The organism is Shimia sp. MIT910701 (genome assembly GCF_047126315.1).
In the GTDB taxonomy this organism is placed as follows: Bacteria; Pseudomonadota; Alphaproteobacteria; order Rhodobacterales; family Rhodobacteraceae; genus Shimia.
The window spans coordinates 3,551,616-3,570,800 of the sequence record NZ_CP138953.1 but is presented as its reverse complement, the minus strand read 5'-3'; the positions used below and the strand labels follow the sequence as shown (position 1 = coordinate 3,570,800).

At 56.3% G+C, this 19,185-nt stretch carries 10 protein-coding genes, 1 tRNA gene and 1 pseudogene; 5 read left to right on the top strand and 7 right to left on the bottom strand.

Annotated elements, in window-relative coordinates; genetic code table 11:
- Positions 1–117 precede the first annotated feature (117 nt).
- Positions 118–270, bottom strand: a pseudogene (locus SIB38_RS17395) (IS3 family transposase); the annotation flags it as partial.
- A gap of 248 nt (positions 271–518) precedes the next feature.
- Between SIB38_RS17395 and SIB38_RS17390 the strand changes: the two are divergent.
- Positions 519–3,650, top strand: coding sequence for a galactose oxidase-like domain-containing protein (locus tag SIB38_RS17390; protein WP_412550694.1), 3,132 nt, complete (start codon positions 519–521; stop codon positions 3,648–3,650).
- A gap of 881 nt (positions 3,651–4,531) precedes the next feature.
- Here the strand turns inward: SIB38_RS17390 and SIB38_RS17385 are convergent.
- The gene (locus SIB38_RS17385; protein WP_412550693.1) at positions 4,532–5,368 is read right to left on the bottom strand and encodes a heparin lyase I family protein; all 837 of its coding nucleotides are present in this window, start codon (positions 5,366–5,368) and stop codon (positions 4,532–4,534) included.
- Between the two features lie 162 nt (positions 5,369–5,530).
- Positions 5,531–6,766 carry a hypothetical protein gene (locus SIB38_RS17380; RefSeq protein WP_412550692.1) on the bottom strand — a complete coding sequence of 412 codons (1,236 nt, stop codon included), beginning with the start codon at positions 6,764–6,766 and terminating at the stop codon, positions 5,531–5,533.
- 126 nt (positions 6,767–6,892) lie between these two features.
- Here SIB38_RS17380 and SIB38_RS17375 point away from each other — a divergent pair.
- Positions 6,893–8,235 (top strand): IS3 family transposase gene (locus tag SIB38_RS17375; protein WP_412550264.1). Its coding sequence is split into 2 segments (ribosomal slippage): positions 6,893–7,220 and positions 7,220–8,235, totalling 1,344 coding nucleotides; the frame shifts between segments, so codons are not numbered across the junction.
- Between the two features lie 493 nt (positions 8,236–8,728).
- On the opposite strand, the gene SIB38_RS17370 is transcribed toward SIB38_RS17375, so the two are convergent.
- A tRNA-Gln gene (locus SIB38_RS17370) sits at positions 8,729–8,803 on the bottom strand.
- A gap of 221 nt (positions 8,804–9,024) precedes the next feature.
- On the opposite strand from SIB38_RS17370, the gene SIB38_RS17365 reads away from it, so the two are divergent.
- The gene (locus tag SIB38_RS17365) at positions 9,025–10,254 is read left to right on the top strand and encodes an acyl-CoA dehydrogenase family protein (protein ID WP_294118358.1); all 1,230 of its coding nucleotides are present in this window, start codon (positions 9,025–9,027) and stop codon (positions 10,252–10,254) included.
- Positions 10,255–10,538: 284 nt separating this feature from the next.
- Positions 10,539–11,210: a hypothetical protein gene (locus SIB38_RS17360; RefSeq protein WP_294118359.1), complete on the top strand. Its 672-nt coding sequence runs from the start codon at positions 10,539–10,541 to the stop codon at positions 11,208–11,210.
- Positions 11,211–11,266: 56 nt separating this feature from the next.
- On the opposite strand, the gene SIB38_RS17355 is transcribed toward SIB38_RS17360, so the two are convergent.
- Positions 11,267–12,241 carry a hypothetical protein gene (locus SIB38_RS17355; protein ID WP_412550691.1) on the bottom strand — a complete coding sequence of 325 codons (975 nt, stop codon included), beginning with the start codon at positions 12,239–12,241 and terminating at the stop codon, positions 11,267–11,269.
- Between the two features lie 249 nt (positions 12,242–12,490).
- A complete protein-coding gene (locus SIB38_RS17350; protein WP_412550690.1) occupies positions 12,491–13,735 on the bottom strand; it encodes an Hsp70 family protein in 1,245 nt (414 codons plus the stop codon).
- Positions 13,736–13,931: 196 nt separating this feature from the next.
- Here SIB38_RS17350 and SIB38_RS17345 point away from each other — a divergent pair, with 196 nt between their 5' ends.
- Entirely contained in the window at positions 13,932–15,545 is a 1,614-nt protein-coding gene (locus tag SIB38_RS17345; protein ID WP_412552062.1) for a glycoside hydrolase family 43 protein, read from the top strand.
- A 158-nt stretch (positions 15,546–15,703) separates the two neighbouring features.
- Here the strand turns inward: SIB38_RS17345 and carB are convergent, their stop codons facing one another.
- Entirely contained in the window at positions 15,704–19,045 is a 3,342-nt protein-coding gene (gene carB, locus SIB38_RS17340) for a carbamoyl-phosphate synthase large subunit (RefSeq protein WP_294118363.1), read from the bottom strand.
- Positions 19,046–19,185 lie beyond the last annotated feature (140 nt).

Sequence of the window (19,185 nt, the reverse complement as noted above, 5' to 3'; positions counted from 1 at the left end):
CCTTGCTGTACATCCTCAGTATTTTTGGAACCAAGAGCGGCGTAAATTAAGAGAGTGTTCGGCTCATTTTGCTGGTTTGATTATGCTGCGTGCTGGCGGTAATGCAAGCGCCGCGCTTCGAGTGTCCTTCGTTTGATCCACACCCATTTCACCATGCTGCTTGCGCCAGAGGTAATAGGTCTGTTCAATAACACCGATCTGTCAGATTGCATCCAAACGGGATATGCCTTGCCCCATTAGCACTTCAACCTGACATAACTTCGAGACAATCTATTTGGGCTTCGGTCGTTTGTTCGCCATCCTTGGTCCTCCGTTTCCTAAACATAGCGGTGGACCAGTTCAGTTGGGGAGGCTCAGAGCGGGCCACTTCAGTGAGAGAGGATCAGCTCACAGGATGCAAGCTACAGAAACAACAAGATATTCAAATCGCTGTTGCTAGTGACCTCAACGTATTGATATGGCCTACTAACAGATGAAAAGGGACTTCGTTTTTTATTGGGGGCAAACCGGCGGTGAATATGCAAGCAATGGATTTTGAGGGTGATGGCGAATGGGGTGACCTGCAAGACTGGCCAATCATTCCGCTCCACATGCTCGTGTTGCCTGATGGCAAGGTGCTTTCCTTTGGGACAGATGAACGCGGCATGCAAGGCGCCAACTTCATCTATGACGTCTACGATCCCGAGACGGGCCGTCACCATACTCTACCCAATACGACCGAAACGGACATTTTCTGCGCCCACATGGCACTAGATCCGGCAACGGGATTGGTGATGATTTTCGGCGGTGACGCCCGTAAATCCGGACCTGGTGGTGCGAACGATGGGGTCAACAGCCTCATCGTTTTCGACCCGCGTACTCTCGAGCTAACGCCTGCCTCCGAGACGATGGAGTACGCGCGATGGTACCCAACCGTTTTGACGCTGGCTAACGGTGAGATACTCGCTTTGGGCGGGCGCAATGCTGTCAAGGACGGCAGCTCAATCCCTGAAATCTGGAGCCCGACGTCCGGCTTCCGAAGTCTCACTGGTGCCGAGATTCAAGACTTCGAAGGTGATACAAACGACGCCGGGAACCTCAACGAAGCTTGGTGGTATCCTCATGCATTCCAGCGCTCAAGTGGTGAGATTGTGGTGCTCGAGGCTTTTGGGCGCGATGTCTACATTATGACAACCCAGGGCACCGGAACTGTCTCACAGGTCACCACCCTGCCTTTCGCGAGTCACAAGATGGATCCCTCCGTCATGTACGATGTCGATAAGGTGCTGATGGTGGATATCGACGGCGGGATATGGTCCGTGGATCTGTCGCCGAGTGTGCCGACTTTCGCACAGGTGGGGCAAATGCCCGATGGGCGCACGGCAGGGAATATGTCGATCCTTGCCGACGGCTCTGTGCTGATCACAGGCGGCACGGACTATGACAGCGAGTTCATAGGCCAGGGCTCATTCGAAGACGATGTAGATAGTGCGCAACTCACCGCAATTCGTTTCAATCCTCAAACCGGCGAAACGCTTGTTTTGGCGGCCGAGGATTTGGCACGCCTCTATCATTCTGCAGCTGTTGTATTGGAAGACGGAACCGTCATTTCCGGCGGAGGTGGTGCTCCGGGGCCTTTGACCAACCTGAATGCGCAGATTTTTTCCCCGGACATATATTATAATGATACCGGGAACCTGGCCGACCAACCGGTGATTACCTCAATTGACCAGGTCATTCAGTCCGGAACCCAGATCACGATTACAGTCGACGACACATCCGATATTGCGCGCATCGGTGCTTTGCGCGTGGGTGCGGTCACCCATTCTACTAACTCCGACGCTCGCTATGTCCCACTCACCTTTAGTGTGATCGATAGCACGACAATCACCGTCACCATCCCGAATGCCAATATTATGATTCCTGGACATTGGATGATGGCCCTGGTGGATGATGAGGGAGTTCCGTCAGCATTCAGTTCGATCGGCGTCGATGTTGCCGCCAACTTCTTTGATGATTACGAACCGTTGCCAGAGCGCGTGATCTACGTGTCCAATCCCGAGGTCGTTGAGGGCGCAACTGTGAGGCAAGCGGTGTTCGACGTCCGCATCTCCGAGGCTTTTGAAACCGCGACGTCGTTTACGTTCACAACCGTCGACGGTACTGCTGTCGCTGGCTTGGACTACGTAGCTCAGACTGGAACTATCATTTTTCAGCCAGGAGCGATCCGGGCTTCGGTCACAATTGACTTGATGCGCGACACCCTAAGCGAGTCGACCGAGGCGTTTTCGCTCTTAGTCACACCCGTGGACGAAGGTATTGGTCTCAGCGCCGTCTCAGGAACGGGTATGATTGTCAACAATGACCGCAACCAGATCTTAGGGACTGAAGGAATTGACCTGTTGGCGGGAACGCAAGGCGCCGACATTATTGAGACACTTGGCGGTGGCGACCGGGTAAGTACCGGGGATGGCGACGATCAGCTGTATCTCGGCGATGGCGATGACTACGTGCGTGTGGGCCGAGGCAGCAACTATCTCGATGGTGGTGACGGCATCGACTACATCAGTTACTATGACAGTGTTGGTGGCGTCACGATCAGCCTATCGAGTTACTTCACGGCCGGGGGACTAGCCGCCGACGATCGTTTGGTGAACTTCGAAAATGCCTCCGGGTCGCGGGTCGGGGATGATGTGATCTACGGCTCGAATGCCGTCAATGTGATCCGCACCTATGGCGGCAACGACAGCGTTTACGCAGGCGGTGGCGCCGATGAAGTCCATCTTGGCGATGGGAATGACTTTGTCCGGGTCGGTGGTGGACAGGAAACCTTTCACGGCGGCGCAGGCTGGGATTACATAAGCTACTTCAACAGTGGCGGTGGTGTAACAGTCAACCTGACGACCAATATCGTTTCCGGTGGATGGGTCGGAAATGACACTATCAGCGGGTTCGAAGGTATTACGGGCAGCGCAACCGGCGGTGACCGGATCCATGGCACGTCTGGCGCCAATACAATCCGGACCTTCGGCGGCAACGACAGCGTCTACGCGGGATCGGGCAATGACCGAGTGATTTTGGGCGACGGAGAAGACTTTGTTCGTGTGGGTGGTGGCGGAGCAGAGAGCTTCTTCGGCGGCGAAGGACGGGATTACATCAGCTATTACGATAGTACCAATGGTGTGACACTGAACCTCCACACCGACATGATCTCGAGATCCTGGGCGTCCAACGACACGATTTCCGGTTTCGAAGGTGCTTCTGGTTCGAACACTGGGGCTGATGTTCTCCTAGGGACATTTGGCAAAAACACTCTGCGCGGCTTTGGCGGCAATGATCGCTTGTACGGCAGGCAAGGCGATGATGTCCTCGAAGGCGGAAAAGGCCTTGATAGGTTAGATGGAGGGCCTGGCACCGATCAACTGTCAGGCGGCGCGGATGCGGACACCTTTCATTTCGATCGCGGTGAAGATCACGACGTAATCGTCGACTTTCAGGATGACATCGACACTATTGAGCTTGATAACTTCGCCTTCGCTCCGGGGTCGGATGCGTTTGACTTTGCCACCGCGATCGAAGGAGACGTCGTCTTTGAGTTTGGTGATGGCGACCGTCTAACTGTACGCAACACTACCATAGCTGAACTGCTCGATGACATGGTGATTTTGTAATTCGTTTTGCGTTGCGCAGAGAACTCTCATGAAGTACGCACTAGGCTCTTTACCTCGGAATGCTCTGACCAACGATGCACATCTAGGGGCCTTGAATGCCGCGGGTTCTCGATCTCAGCCATGCTCGGTCCTCTTATCTTCTTGGGACTTATAGTTAGAGAATAAGAAATTCAGAAGAACCCACTACTTAGGTCTCTCTACCCCTCTTCACTATTCAAACTATCCATTACTCATACCTATTAAAGTGGATAGATAGCCCTAGGAGAGATGGTTCCCGAAGTGGGGCATAAACAGGGGCATTTCTTAGACCCGTGGCGGACCTAGCTGCTTGCTTGTATCGATCAAGGAATAGTGGCTGGGGTGGTAGGAAACCCACGCCGGGTAGTGCTTTCCCTTATATTTAGGGCGTTTACCTTGGAGTGTCACACGTCGCAACAGCCAATTGTGTGACAATCCCAAGTGACGAGAAGCAGGGGTAATATCAACGCCGAAATCGGACCCAGAGATTGGGCGAGATTCGCATACAGCAGAGAGACACTTATCAATCTTTATTACATATGTTGCCACCACGGCGGAGACGAAGGGAGGTAGCGACATGTCGATATCGTTGCTTTTTTATTTTGCTTCAGGGCGATGGGCACGCTTAGCTGTAGCAATATGCACATGAAAGACATCTGCATGGCAGTGTAGTTCTCCAGATAAAGCAAGGGGTTTTGAAGCATATCAAAACCCCTTTTTGTAACAAGACCCAGCCACTATTGGGACAGTTTTCGGATATTCCATCGTTCGAAAACCAGTATTGAACTCCTATGAAATAGGGGAATTTCAATGGAGGATTTCGAACTGAATTGCTTGAGCAATACCTCCGGGAAACGTTACTACTAATCCATAGCTTTTCCGCCCCGGGCTTCAATCATCCGAACGTCCACCTGATCGCGATTAGACCCGTATCGCATCTCGTCGTAGAATGCGATTTGCGTGGGCAACTCGACCCCCCAATCATACTTGAACGGCGTCGCGGCGGGACTATCGGAGGCTCCCTGCGCTCCAGTGGACAAAGAGAAGCGATCTTCCAACGCCAGCGCAGCCACGGATTGGGTTTTGTTTCGGTCCAACCAACGGCTCACGTAGCTGTTGTAGATGCCGTACTTTATGTACAGGTCGCCATCCTGCACGTTGGCCATGGCCGAGGTGATCAACGGCTTGCTGTATGTACAAGCTTTCTGACCGTTCAAATACAAAATCACGCTGGGGCCGGACGGTGACGGGCTATAGTCTGCATACAACGTGAAATCCATCCAGCGCCCACGAAAGTCAGCTAAGCGTCCGAAGTAGCAATTATCCTGCGCGTGCAAATTGAGAGCGAACCGGCCTTGCTTCAGCTTGATCATCCAGATTGGCGAGCGCCAGTTGCGCATCTTGACCTGCCCGAATGCCGCGTTGGTCTTCCAAAGATCGGGGTAATTGGGATCAAGAAACATGGACCAGCCATACCAGACTTGCGATCCAACACGTTGAATGCGGTCCTTCGGGTCTTCTTTCCGCTCCACACGCTGACGATCATTGGCGCAGTCATCCCAGTATTTGTTGCCGCCGCAATCACCGTGGCGAATATCAAACCTTTGGCTACGATTGCCAAGCCGTGTGTGCCCGCGCACTCTGGAGAACCCGTACCGACGATTGGCACCAACCTCATTCTCAATGCGGGTCAGTTTCATTATCGGTTTTCCGAGTGTATCCGCCATTGCGGGAGCAGTCAGACCGCATCCCACACTGCACAAAATAGTAAGGTATAAGCGTGCAAGGAGACGCATCGACTTATGACTCCAAATAAGAAGGTCAATCAAAGGCGGAATCTTTGGCATTCCGATGACCGGACATCAAACCCCCAGCGACTGCTTCATTTCCATCCTATACCCATCGATAGCGTCCCAGTTTTCTCCTGAAAACTTAATCAGATCATGTATTGGAATAGAGGTGTAAGAAATCATACGCCCAAAAATCTCGGAGCGTTGTGCTGGCCCGGTCAATTGTTCAATGTTTTTTCCCAGATGTACTATATTGTGCCGTAATCCGTTATTTGGGCCGTTCGCACTTCCAGGTTCACTAGTTAGTAGCTTAAAATCCTCAATTATTTCCTGATAGCCATCACGGTCCTTTGCAACATGATAAGCAATCTTCTTCTTTACGTTCGCCATCTTCATGTATTCAAATGGTGAAGCAATGTACTCGATCAAATTCATCAACTGCACGAACTTCATTGTTTCCGTTGGTGCTATAAGTGCTTCCGAATAAAGTCGGAGTGCATGTTTCGCGATTTTACCGACTTGTCCGTCTCCGAGCTGATCAGCAGAGCTTGAACTATCCAGTTCAAGTCCCAGGCCGCGAACCAGCGTCGTTGACACAATCTCCCCTGAAATCAGGTATGACTCGTTGTCGCGCAGGGTGTAAAAAACTCCAGACGTGAACCCGCTACCGCTGTGATATCCTGATGTCCCCGGAAAAGTTTCAGGTACTTTAGGGTTGCAGTAGCGAAATTTTATCAAGTCCATATGAGTTTCTGCAATTGCAATGGCTTTGCGCAGGCATTCAAGGTGGAATTCATGCGCAGGCGGTTCGAGAAACTCACCCCAATCAAGGTCTACAAGGACCGCAATAATTGTGCTATCAAACAAGGTGTCTCGGTCAATCAGAGTAGCTGCAGATTTAATCCAATGCAGATCATTGCCCTCCACTGATACCAAGTTCGCCGACACCTTATTCCGTCGGCAAATTTCATCATATCCAAAGCTTGGCCACCAAACCAAATTGAAATCATCGGCAGACAAACTTCCTGCAGGATAGATTACCACATCTGAACTAACTGGAATTATTTGCTCGGTATGCAGTCTAGAAATGGGTAGGAGGCACAGCTTTGCGCCACCTTTCAGTCTTTGAAGGAAGTATCTGATAGGATCGCACAGTTCTGAATTTTTCATATGGCGGCGTGTCTTCTTTGGTTGTGCGGCGATAGCCTTTTTGCACTCAGTGGTTGCTTGATTTTTTTTGGAGTGCAATCCGTATGAGAAACGCTTGCTATAGGCAAGTGCTTGTTCTGTCCGCTGAAAATCTGACATGCGTTGTTCACAGTGCTAGGACCGACTTTCTATGGTGATGTGTCTGACGTCAGCACCTATGGGTCCAATTAGGGTGATTTGATAAGGGAGAGTTTCTGGCTCATCGTAACCACTAAGGAGTGGAAGATGAGAAAGACTACGAAGAGCCCTGGCGAGAAGATCGTTAAAGATATCAAGCGCGCCACCCGTAAACAGTATTCGGCGGAAGAGAAGATCCGTATCGTCCTTGATGGTCTTCGTGGCGAGGACAGCATAGCTGAACTGTGTCGCCGCGAGGGGATTTCTCAAGGCGTTTACTACAAATGGTCGAAGGACTTCATGGAGGCCGGTAAGAAGCGGCTGGCGGGCGATACAGCGCGTGCCGCAAACACTGACGAGGTGAAAGAACTGCGCCGCGAAGCAAAGGATCTCAAGGAGGTTGTCGCGGAGCAAACATTGGAACTGCGTCTTCTCAAAAAAAGCATGACAGGCGATGGGGGCGACCACGAATGAGGTATGCCGCATCCGAGAAGCTGGAGATCATCCGGTTGGTTGAAGAAAGCCATCTGTCAGCGCGTCGTACATTGGCCAAACTGGGTATCCCTCGCACCACATTCTACCGTTGGTACGACCGATACCTGCAGCGCGGGGAGGCTGGTCTTGAGGATCAGTCTCCCAAGCCCAAACACGTTTGGAACCGCGTTCCAGACGAGGTGAAGCGCAAGGTCGTCAGCTTCGCCTTGAAAGAGACAGAGCTGTCACCCCGCGAGTTGGCGGTGACCTTCACAGACCAAGAACGGTACTTTGTATCGGAATCCACAGTGTATCGCACGCTCAAGGCACATGACCTGATCACCAGCCCAGCATTCATCGTGCTGAAAGCCGCGAATGAGTTCGAGCATAAGACAACGGCCATCAACCAGCTTTGGCAGACCGACTTTACCTATCTCAAGGTTCTGGGGTGGGGCTGGTTCTATCTCAGCACAATCCTGGACGATTACAGCCGCTACATCATCTCGTGGAAGCTCTGCACGACCATGCGGGCGGAGGATGTGACTGACACGCTGGACTTGGCTTTGCAGGCGTCAGGGTGCGATCAGGTCCACGTTGTCCACAAACCGCGCCTACTCAGCGACAACGGCTCCAGTTATGTCTCGGGTGACCTGGCTGAGTGGCTGCAGGACAAAGGCATGAAACATTCACGTGGAGCGCCGTATCATCCCCAGACGCAGGGCAAGATCGAGCGTTGGCATCAAACTTTGAAGAACCGGATCTTGCTGGAAAACTATTTCCTGCCCGGCGATCTCGAAGACCAAATCGAAGCCTTCGTCGATCATTACAATCACCAGCGATATCACGAGAGCCTGAAAAACGTCACACCAGCCGATGTCTACTTCGGACGTGACCAAGCCATTCTGGAACAACGAGAAAGGATCAAACGGAAGACATTCGAAGCGCGACGCTTGCATCACAGTCAACGCGCAGCATAATCAAACCGACCCGATGAGCCGAACACTCTCTTAGTTCACGCCGCTTTTGGTTCCAAAAACTTTGACGACGGACAGGGAGGTCATGAGGGAAGAGTTCCGGCTAAAGGTTGGTCTGTTACCTGAGATCTCTTCTGAGCATCCTTAGGGCTCCTAGTGACAGAGGGGGGATATCTATCTCTAGTGGGAGTTGTGAGGGTTAAGCTGGTTATGGATTATTTATTTATAACAACTACCTACCAATAGCACTCCACATCTAGGGGGAGGAATTTATCCCCCATCCTCATTAATAGGCCCCGTAAGGAGGAGGAAGCTTAAGGGTCCCAGCCTAGGGGGCTTAAGTGGTGTCCAATCAGACCATCGCTGTCCACCACACTGGGTCCAGTCTCCCTGCCCAAGACCACCCAAACCAACTGGGGCATAAACAGGGGCATTTCTGGGGGCAGAACGAAGCGGTGTTTCGAGTGAGCTCTTCGTTCACTGATGTTCGATGAAATGGCTGGGGTGGTAGGATTCGAACCTACGATGCGCTGTACCAAAAACAGGTGCCTTACCACTTGGCTACACCCCAACTGTGAGGCAGGGTTTACTTAGCAGCGCGGGGAGGCGCAAGAGCAGAAATGCATTTTTGGCAGAAAAAATTTCTCTCAAAATACAGAAAAATTTTCGGAGTTTTTTAGGACTTCGCTAACCCCTGATTTTTAAGACCCTGCGTCATTTTCAATCCCCCTCGTGGACAAGAGGACCGCCCGCGCGACATGGTGGGGCAACGAGTTGGAGAGGAGTTGGGCGATGTTTCTGGGAATGCGACCCGAAAACGAAAAGCTGTTGGCGCAGGTCAAAGAGATGATCCGCGAGGAGGTGATGCCTCTGGAGGAGGAATACCATGCGGAGATCGGCAAAGGTGACCGTTGGGCCTACACGGACCGTCAGGCGGAAATTCTTGAGGGGCTCAAAGCCAAGGCCAAGGAGCGGGGCTTGTGGAACTTCTGGCTGACCGATTCCGACAAAGGGTTTGGGCTCTCCACCGTGGAATATGCCTTCTTTGCTGAGGAGATGGGCAAGACGCCTTTGGGCGCTGAAGTGTTCAACTGCTCCGCGCCGGATACCGGCAATATGGAGGTGTTTGAACGCTATGGCAGCGACGCCATGAAAGAGGAATGGCTGAAGCCGCTTTTGAATGGCGAAATCCGTTCCGCCTATCTGATGACGGAGCCGGATGTGGCCAGCTCGGATGCCACGAACATCGAGATGTCCTGTGTGCGCGATGGCGACGACTATGTGCTAAATGGCGAGAAATATTGGGCTTCTGGCGCCGGAGACCCGCGCTGCAAAGTCTATATCGTGATGGTGAAAACCGGTGGGGATGATCTGCCGGTGCACAAACGCCAGTCAATGATTGTGGTGCCTGCGGGCACCGAGGGCATCGAGATTTTGCGGCCCATGATGGTCTACGGGCAGGATGACGCGCCGCATGGGCATATGCACATCAAGTTTAGCAATGTGCGCGTGCCAGCGGAGAACATGCTGCTGGGCGAAGGGCGTGGTTTTGAGATTGCACAGGGGCGGCTTGGGCCCGGGCGCATCCACCATTGTATGCGCGCGATTGGACAGGCCGAGGCGGCGCTGGAGCGGATGTGCAAACGCGCGCTGAGCCGGGAGGCCTTTGGCAAGAAGCTGGCGCATCTGGGCGCGAACTACGACATCATTGCCGAGTGCCGTATGGAGATTGAGCAGGCGCGGCTGCTGTGTCTTAAGACCGCCTGGATCATGGATCAGGGCGACGCGCGGGCGGCGGCGCCGTGGATCAGCCAGATCAAAGTGGTGGCGCCCAATGTGGCCCTGAAAGTGATCGACGAGGCGGTGCAGATGTTTGGCGGCACCGGCATTTCGCAGGACACGCCGCTGGCGCAGGCCTGGACACACGTGCGAACGTTGCGTCTGGCGGACGGTCCGGACGCAGTGCACCGCCGCCAAGTGGCCCGCAAAGAGCTGCGTCAATACACGCAGGAAAAGGTCTGATTTTCACGTCGGTATGGCGTCGGTATCGCGACTGTTTTGCGGAGGTGCGTGTTTTGAGGCCCCGACTCGGTGAGCCGGGGCCTATTTTTGTTGCATTGCGGAAGCGCGCAACAGCGGGCGGTGGGGTAATAGACTGTTCAATGGGAAAACAAACTTGGGAGATGCCCTCATTACCCAGCCACTCAAGACTGGGCCTGGCTATTTTGCGATAGGCACGTCTAGTGGTTTTGAAGCTCCTGTTATGCGTGTATTGCTGCGTTGCACATGCATGGAGTGAATTGGCAATGACTATTGATAACTGGCCCCGTCCCGCCTTTACCTTAGGCGCTGTGTTGGCGTTTTTGTCTGGCTGTGGCATCCCGCCAGTAGACACCAAAACAATTAGTCAGTCGCCAGCACGACCGCAGGACATGGCACTTGCGGAAAAAGCTGTGCGTGCCTGTGCCGGTGTCCCAAATAATGACAAAGTAACGCGCGCACTTACAAATGCAGGATTCCAGGTGACAACGGTTCAAGCGCCCATTCGAGGCGGGCGCACAGTTGGCCGGTATGACGTCCAGTCGCCAAATGACCGCGTGATTGTCTTCTATCAAGCGCGCACCTGCTATGTCGGCGTGGTGGACATGACGCCGGCGCAGTCAAAGGAACTGGCGACTTTCTGGGTTGATGCTTATGACGCGGAGCCAAATGGGACTTATGGTGATGGCCTTTCTGACCACGTATCAGGTGCGTGGCGGCGCCACTTCTATGAATGGCCAAACCATATCAATTTGTACATTGCGGCTTACAAGACTTGGCCCAGCGGGCCGTATGACCCTCAAAAAAAGTATGGCTTCGACATTGGTGACGTTTTCCCGAACACCAAAGGTGCGGCGGTAAAGCTGGAATACGTCTCTCGGTGCAAGTCGTACAAGCCATTGGGCAAAGATACGGAAATTGTTCACACCTGCAGTTGATACGATGAACCCTTTTTGGGTGCTTTGGGGATCTAGTGCGCTGGCTTTTCCTGGCTTCAAAACAGCCTTGCGTGTTGGTCCCACAACAAGAGGGCTTCGCTCTCTTCGTAGCGCCTGCGCATTTGTGGGGTTTCGAGGTGGGTCATAAACAGGCGTGTGACGGGGACGTGCTGCCAATAGAGCGCGGCGTGGCGTTTGCTTTGGCCATCTTTCAGGAACCGCAGGGCGACTTCGCGGCTGAAGGTTGTGGAGACAAAGCCGGTGGTGCGCGGTGGTGTGAGTGGCTCATCGGAATAGATCACGCGGTAGAGCTGCAGGTGGGTTTGTCCAAGTAGGTCAAAGGCGGCGCGGAGAAAGGCGAGGCGGGCGAGGATGTGGCGTTGGCGATGGGCGAGCGAGTTGGGGCCTGTCAGTTCGGCGGTGTCGCGCAGGATGCGGCCCTCAAAGGGGCACAGGCCGAGATCGGCGAGGGCAAGGCGGTGGGCCTTGATGGTTTCGCCTGCGTGCGGGTTGCTGACGTAGTGCGTGGCAAAATCAGTCTCGAGATTGGCGACCTCGTGCAAGCTGAGCCAGTTGGTCAGGGCCGTTGGGTCTTGAAAGGCACTGAAGCTGTCAAGCGGTTGGTCGGGCGTTGGGTGGTGGCCTGTGTTGTGCAGCCAGTCACGGGCTTGCTGGGTGAGGGTGTTCAGTTTGGAGAGCGACGTGGTGCGGTTTTCAGTATCAACGGGCACCCGTAGAGGCTGATCGAACTGGTCACAGGCGGACTGGCGCGCGACGATGATTGCGGCTGAGTGGGCAGGCGTGTCCGGGGCGCAGAGGAATTTGTCTGCTTGCCGGAGTGGAAAAGTCCATTGCGCTCCTATGTCTTCGAAGGCGCGCACTTCGACTGTGAAGCTGGCGGTGTCCTCGGACACGGAGAGGACGCGCACAGGGGTGCGGCGAGGGTCGCGCATCCATAACAGAACGCCCACGTGCAGCTTAGAGAAATGCGCTGGTTGGGCGTTTTCAGTAGGGGGAGAGGCGCTTGTCATAGTGCATCATTGCACCTTTGTGGCGCGCGTCAATTGAATGTGTGTTGAGGTTCTAGGAGGGGGCGCGCGCGAACCGAGGGGTGGAAGCGAAGCGCCCGCCCCGTCACGCCGTAGGCGTGCCGTTTTTTGATTTGGCGCACCTTTGGTGCGACGGGGCGGTTCACCTCTCGGGAGCTTGCTTTGCAAGCCTCTGTTGACCAGTGGGGCGCTGCCAAATCTGTGATTTGGCATGGTGGTGAATAAAACCCGCTACCGCCGTTCCGCTGCAATCGCCAAGCCATCGGCAACGGCGGTGAAGACCTCGGACACTTTGTGCTCGGCCTGCGGGAAGCGCGCTTTGGCGGTGTCTTGCACCACCGACAACAGGCTGGAGCCGCCGACGTAGATCACTTGGGTCACGTCCTGCGCGGTGGTGCCTGTGTCGGTCAGGATGTCCACCATGGCCTGATCGAGCTTGGCGGCGTTGCCGGCAAGGATGTCGGGCAGCAGCGCGGGGGGCAGGGGGACGGTTAGGGTGCTGTCGAGCACTGAGAGGTCGATTTTGGGGTTGGCGTTGGCCTTGCTGGCGGAGACTTTGCCCGCCTCCACCGCAAAGGCGATGTCGTGGCCCAACTCATCGCGCAGGACCTCGGCGAGGCGGGCGATTTGCTCGGGCGCTTGGGCTTGGCGCAGCATGTCGTCCACGGCGCGGCGGGTTTGCGCTGTATACAGGAAGGGGATTTTCTCCCAGGTGGCGAGGTCGTTGAAGATCGCCGCCGGGGCGGAGTGGGTGCCGCTGCCAAACTGGTTGCGCAGCTCGGTGCCGCGTCCCAAGAGCGGCATGACACGGTCGATGCTGATGGCGCGGTCAAAGTCGGTGCCGCCGATGCGCACGCCGTGGTTGGCCAGCGTGTCGATGCCCGTCTCGGTGGTGCGAAACAGAGTGAAGTCGGAGGTGCCGCCGCCGATATCGACGATCAGACCGAGTTGGCCGGGCTGCTCCAGCGCGCCGTTGGCGATGGCGGCAGCCTCGGGTTCGGCCATGAAGGTGACGCCGGTGAAACCGGCCGCGAGATAGCAGGCGCGCAGATCGGCTTCGGCTTGCGCCTCGCGTGGGTCGTTTGCGCCGTGGAAGACCACCGGGCGGCCGGAGAGGGCGTGGTCAAACGTCAGGCTGGTTTGCGCCTCAGCCGTGGTTTTGATGTGGCGCAGGAAGCGGGCGATGATGTCGACAAAGGTCACGCGCTCGTTCAGGATCTGGCGCTTTTCATGCATCAGCGTGGTGCCAAGCACGCGTTTGAGAGCGCGCATGAAGCGGCCTTCAAGCCCGTCCAGAAGGGCTTGGTTCGCCGGGGTGCCGAGCAGGGTTTTGCGGCTGTCAAAGTCAAAGAAGAAAGTGGTCGGCAGGGTGGTTTCGCCGTGGGCGAAAGTCATCAGATGGGGCGCGCCGTTCACGGCCACACCTGCGGCGGAGTTGGAGGTGCCAAAGTCGATGCCAAGGGTGTGGGTGTGCATGGTCCGGTCTCCGCCACTGAAAACGAAGGCGCGGGTTTAGGGGGGTACGGCAGGGTGGTCAAGTGGGGGATCGCCGACGTGCGTTGTGGATTTAATTAGTTTGAGTGTCGAAATAATTATTGGCGTGGGGGAAAAAGCCTGTTTAGGTGGGCGGGTCAGAAATGTTGGGGAGGCATGATGATGACCGAAAAAAACCATTCGGAATCCGATTCTGCGCGGGTTTAATCCGGATCCGTCGATCTGTCGTGTGGGGGAGGATTTCTACATCGCGACCTCGACGTTTGAGTGGTATCCGGGGGTGCAGATCAGCCATTCGAAAGACTTGGTGAATTGGCTCACCCTGCCGCAGCCGCTCAATCGCCCAAGCCAGTTGGACATGCGAGGCAATCCGGACAGTTGTGGGATTTGGGCACCGGCGCTGAGTTATGCGGATGGGAAGTTCTGGCTGATCTACACGGATGTGAAGCGGCTGGATGGCAACTTCAAAGATGCGCACAACTATCTGGTGACGGCGGAGAACATCGAGGGACCGTGGTCTGATCCGGTTTACCTGAACTCGAGTGGGTTTGACCCATCGCTGTTTCATGACGCGAATGGGCGCAAATATCTGGTCAACGTGGTGTGGAACCATTTGGCGACAATGGGCAATGCGAACACGCGCGGGGCGTCGTTTTTTGGTGGGATCTTGTTGCAGGAGTACAGTGTTGAAGAAGAACGATTGGTGGGGGAGATCACCAATATCTTTGCGGGCAGTGACCTTGGGCTGACCGAAGCGCCGCATCTGATGCAGCGCAACGGGTATTACTACTTGATCACGGCGGAAGGGGGCACGGGATACGAGCATGCGGTGACCTATGCGCGGTCCAAGGAGTTGCGCGGGCCGTATGAGCTGCATCCGCAGAAGCATCTGGTGCATGTGCACGACAATGACGCCAGCCCATTGCAGCGCACGGGACATGGGCAATATGTCGAGTTGGAGGATGGCTCGGTCTATCACACGTTCCTGACCACGCGGCCTTTGCCGGGGATGCGGCGCTCGCAGATGGGGCGGGAGACCGGGATTGCGAAATGTGCCTGGGGGGCGGATGACTGGCTCTATCTGGAGGAGGGCGGCATGGTGCCGTCGGTGGAACAGCCTGCGCCGGATTTGCCGGAGCATCCGTGGCCCGCGCCACGGGAGCGGTTTGAGTTTGCAGATATGTCGGTGCTGCCGCCACAGTTGCAGTGGCTGCGCAGTCCGGAACCTGCGCGGTTGTTTGATCTGAGCGGGGGCGCGTTGCGGCTGTTTGGACGGGAGTCGATTGGGTCGTGGTTTGAGCAGGCCCTGGTGGCGGCGCGTCAAACGGAGTGGCAGTGCACGGCGGAGACAGAGGTGCAGTTTGCGCCGGACAGCTATCAGCAGATGGCCGGGCTGACAGCCTATTACAATCGCACGCAGTTTCATTATCTGGCACTGACCATGGACCCGGCGACCGGCGAGCGGGCGTTGACGGTCCCGTCCTGTCTGGATTGGCCGGAGGGCCGGTTGACCTATCCGCTGGGTGAGATGGTCGCGATGCCGCAGGACGGCGTGGTGCGGATGAAGTTGGAGATCAATCGCGCGGACTTGCAGTTTTTCTATGCGCTGGAGGATGGCGATTGGCAGGCGATTGGGCTGGTGCTGGATGCCTCGCGGTTGTCCGACGAAGGCGTGCGCGGGGAGCATTCCAATTTCACCGGCTGTTTTGTCGGGATGTGCGCGCAGGATATGACCGGGCGGGCGCAGGCGGCGGATTTTGCGTATTTTGAGGTGAATAACCGAGAAGAGTAAGTGTAGCGGCCGAACCGAGGGGTGGGAAGCGAAGCGCCCGCCCCGTGGGGGCGGTTCGGGCGCTGCCAAATCTGTGATTTGGCTAAGGCTCTAATGTAGAGAAGCACAAAAAAAAAGGCGCCCCATTGAGGCGCCTTTTTCCGTTCTTACACAGAGGTTTAGCCCTGCAGGCTGCGCACTTCCAGATCGCCTTCTTCGCGCGCTTTCATGGCGCGGGCAGCGGCGTGGGACGCGGCAGCTGTGGTGAAGTAGGGGATCTTGTCGTAGAGCGCGACGGAGCGGATTTCGCGGCTGTCGTTCACGGCTTGGGCGCCTTCGGTGGTGTTCATCACCAAAGACACGTCGCCGTTTTTCAGCACGTCCACGATGTTTGGACGGCCCTCATAGACCTTGTTGACCTTTTCACAGGCCACGCCTTGCTCGTTCAGCCATGCGGCTGTGCCGGATGTGGCAACAACCGAGAAGCCCAGATCGATCAGGATGTTGGCCGCGTCCACCATCGTGGCGGTCTTGTCGTCGTCCTTGACCGAGATGAAGGCTTTGCCTTCGGTTGGCAGCACCATGCCTGCGCCCATCTGTGCCTTCAGGAAGGCGCGGGCGAAGGAGCGGTCCCAGCCCATGACTTCGCCAGTGGAGCGCATTTCTGGGCCGAGGATGGTGTCGACACCCGGGAATCGGGCGAAGGGCAGCACGGCTTCCTTAACCGAGAACCAAGGCATGTTGGGGTCTGCCAAGGTCATCTGATCCGCAATCGGCTGATCCTTGGTGGCGTCGAGTTCCACATAGGGGGCGCGTTTTGGGAAGCCTGCCAGTTTCTCGCCTGCCATGATGCGCGCAGCGATGGAAGCAATCGCGCTGTCGGTGGATTTGGCCACAAACGGCACGGTGCGCGACGCACGTGGGTTCACCTCGATGAGGTAAATCTCGCCGTCTTTGACCGCGAACTGCACGTTCATCAGGCCGACAACATTGAGCGCGATGGCCAGTGCGTGGGTCTGACGCTCGATTTCTGCGATGGTGTCTTTGCTGAGCGAGTAGGGCGGCAGGGAGCAGGCGGAGTCACCGGAGTGTACGCCGGCTTCTTCGATGTGCTGCATGATGCCGGTGATGTGCACGTCGGTGCCGTCGCTGAGCGCATCCACGTCCAGTTCGACTGCGCCCGCGAGGTAGCTGTCGAGCAGCACAGGGCTGTCGCCAGAGACCACCACGGCTTCGGCGATGTAGCGTTCCAGCTGGGCCATGTCGCGCACGATTTCCATGGCGCGGCCACCAAGAACGTAGGACGGGCGGATCACCAGCGGGAAGCCGATGTCTTCGGCAATGGAGAGCGCTTCGGCGTCGGTAGAGGCGATGCCGTTCTTAGGCTGTTTCAGCTCCAGTTTGTTGACCAGCGCCTGGAAGCGTTCGCGGTCTTCGGCGAGGTCGATGGCGTCTGGGGTAGTGCCGAGGATTGGAATGCCTTCGGCTTCCAGCGCGTTGGCCAGTTTCAACGGGGTCTGACCGCCAAACTGCACGATCACCCCATGAAGAGTGCCGTTGTCTTGCTCGACGCGCAGGATTTCCATCACGTGCTCAAAGGTGAGCGGCTCAAAATACAAACGGTCGGAGGTGTCGTAGTCGGTGGACACGGTCTCCGGGTTGCAGTTGATCATGATGGTTTCATAGCCCTGATCCGTCAGCGCGTAGCAGGCGTGACAGCAGCAGTAGTCAAACTCGATGCCCTGACCAATCCGGTTTGGACCGCCACCCAGGATCACAACTTTCTTGCGGTCGCTTGGGCGGGCCTCACATTCCACTTCGCCCATCATCGGGGTTTCGTAGGTGGAGTACATGTACGGCGTCTGCGCCTCAAATTCCGCGGCACAGGTGTCAATGCGTTTGAACGCGGCGGTGACACCGAGGGTGGTGCGGGCTTTGCGCACCTCGGTTTCGGATAGGCCGGTCAGTTTGGACAGGCGCGCGTCGGTGAAGCCGAGCATCTTGAGTTGGCGCATCGCCTTCTCATCGGTTGGCAGGCCGTTGGCTGCCACTTCGGCCTCAGCATCCACGATCTCGCGGATGCGATCCAGGAACCATGGGTCAAACATGGTGACGTTCTGGATTTCGTCGTTGGTCAGGCCGTGACGCATGGCCTGCGCGATGGTGCGCAGGCGGTCCGGGGTGGCGGCGCTGATCGCTTTGATCACGGCGGCTTTTCCGGAGGAGGGGTCGTCGGCGCCTTCGATGGCGATCTCGTCAAAGCCGGTCAGGCCGCTTTCCATGGAGGCGAGGGCCTTTTGCATGGACTCGTGGATGGTGCGGCCAATGGACATGGCTTCGCCCACGGATTTCATCGCGGTGGTCAGGTTTGGCTCGGAGCCTGGGAATTTCTCAAAGGCGAACTTCGGGATCTTGGTGACAACATAGTCGATGGTTGGCTCAAAGGACGCGGGCGTCACTTTGGTGATGTCGTTGTCGAGTTCGTCGAGCGTGTAGCCCACAGCCAGTTTCGCAGCGATCTTGGCAATCGGGAAGCCGGTGGCTTTGGAGGCCAAGGCAGATGAGCGGGACACGCGTGGGTTCATTTCGATTACAACCATACGGCCGTCGACCGGGTTTACCGCCCACTGCACGTTGGAGCCGCCGGTTTCCACGCCGATCTCACGCAGCACGTTGATCGAGTGGTTGCGCATGATCTGATATTCTTTGTCGGTCAGGGTCAGCGCCGGGGCCACGGTGATGGAGTCACCGGTGTGCACGCCCATGGGATCGACGTTTTCGATGGAGCAGACGATGATAGCGTTGTCGGCGCGGTCGCGCACCACTTCCATCTCGTATTCTTTCCAGCCCAGCAGGCTTTCATCTACGAGGATCTGGTTCACCGGGGAGGCGTCCATGCCGGTGCGGCAGAAGTGGATATAGTCGTCACGATTGTAGGCCACGCCACCGCCGGTGCCGCCCATGGTAAACGCAGGACGGATGATGGCTGGCAGGCCGATGTCTTCGAGTTCTTCCAACGCGAGGCGGATGCCTTCGTCCAGGTCAGCGGAGCCGTCGTCTTTCTTTGGCGCGGTCACAATGGACGCGCGCGGGTTTTCGATGCCGAGGCGGTCCATGGCTTCGCGGAAGAGTTTGCGGTCTTCGGCCATCTCAATGGCGTTGCGGTCCGCGCCGATCATTTCCACGCCGAATTTTTCCAAAACGCCCATTTCTTCCACCGCGAGTGCGGTGTTGAGGCCGGTCTGCCCCCCCATTGTGGGCAGCAGCGCGTCGGGGCGCTCCTTTTTGATGATCTTGGCCACGATCTCCGGAGTGATCGGCTCGATATAGGTTGCGTCCGCCATGTTGGGGTCGGTCATAATCGTCGCCGGGTTGGAGTTCACCAGGATGACGCGATATCCCTCTTCTCGCAGCGCTTTACAGGCTTGCGCGCCGGAGTAATCAAATTCACAGGCTTGGCCAATCACAATGGGGCCGGCCCCGATGATCATGATCGAGGAGATGTCGGTTCTTTTGGGCATGGTGGACCTCGGGCTGGTGGCAGCGATGTCTTGGCGGGCAGGAGTCGCCAAATACGCAAATTGTCGTGCGTTATACGGATCAGAAGGCCGGGCGCAAGGGGGATCGGAAATTTGTCGTAAAGCGCCGCAATTGACCACTG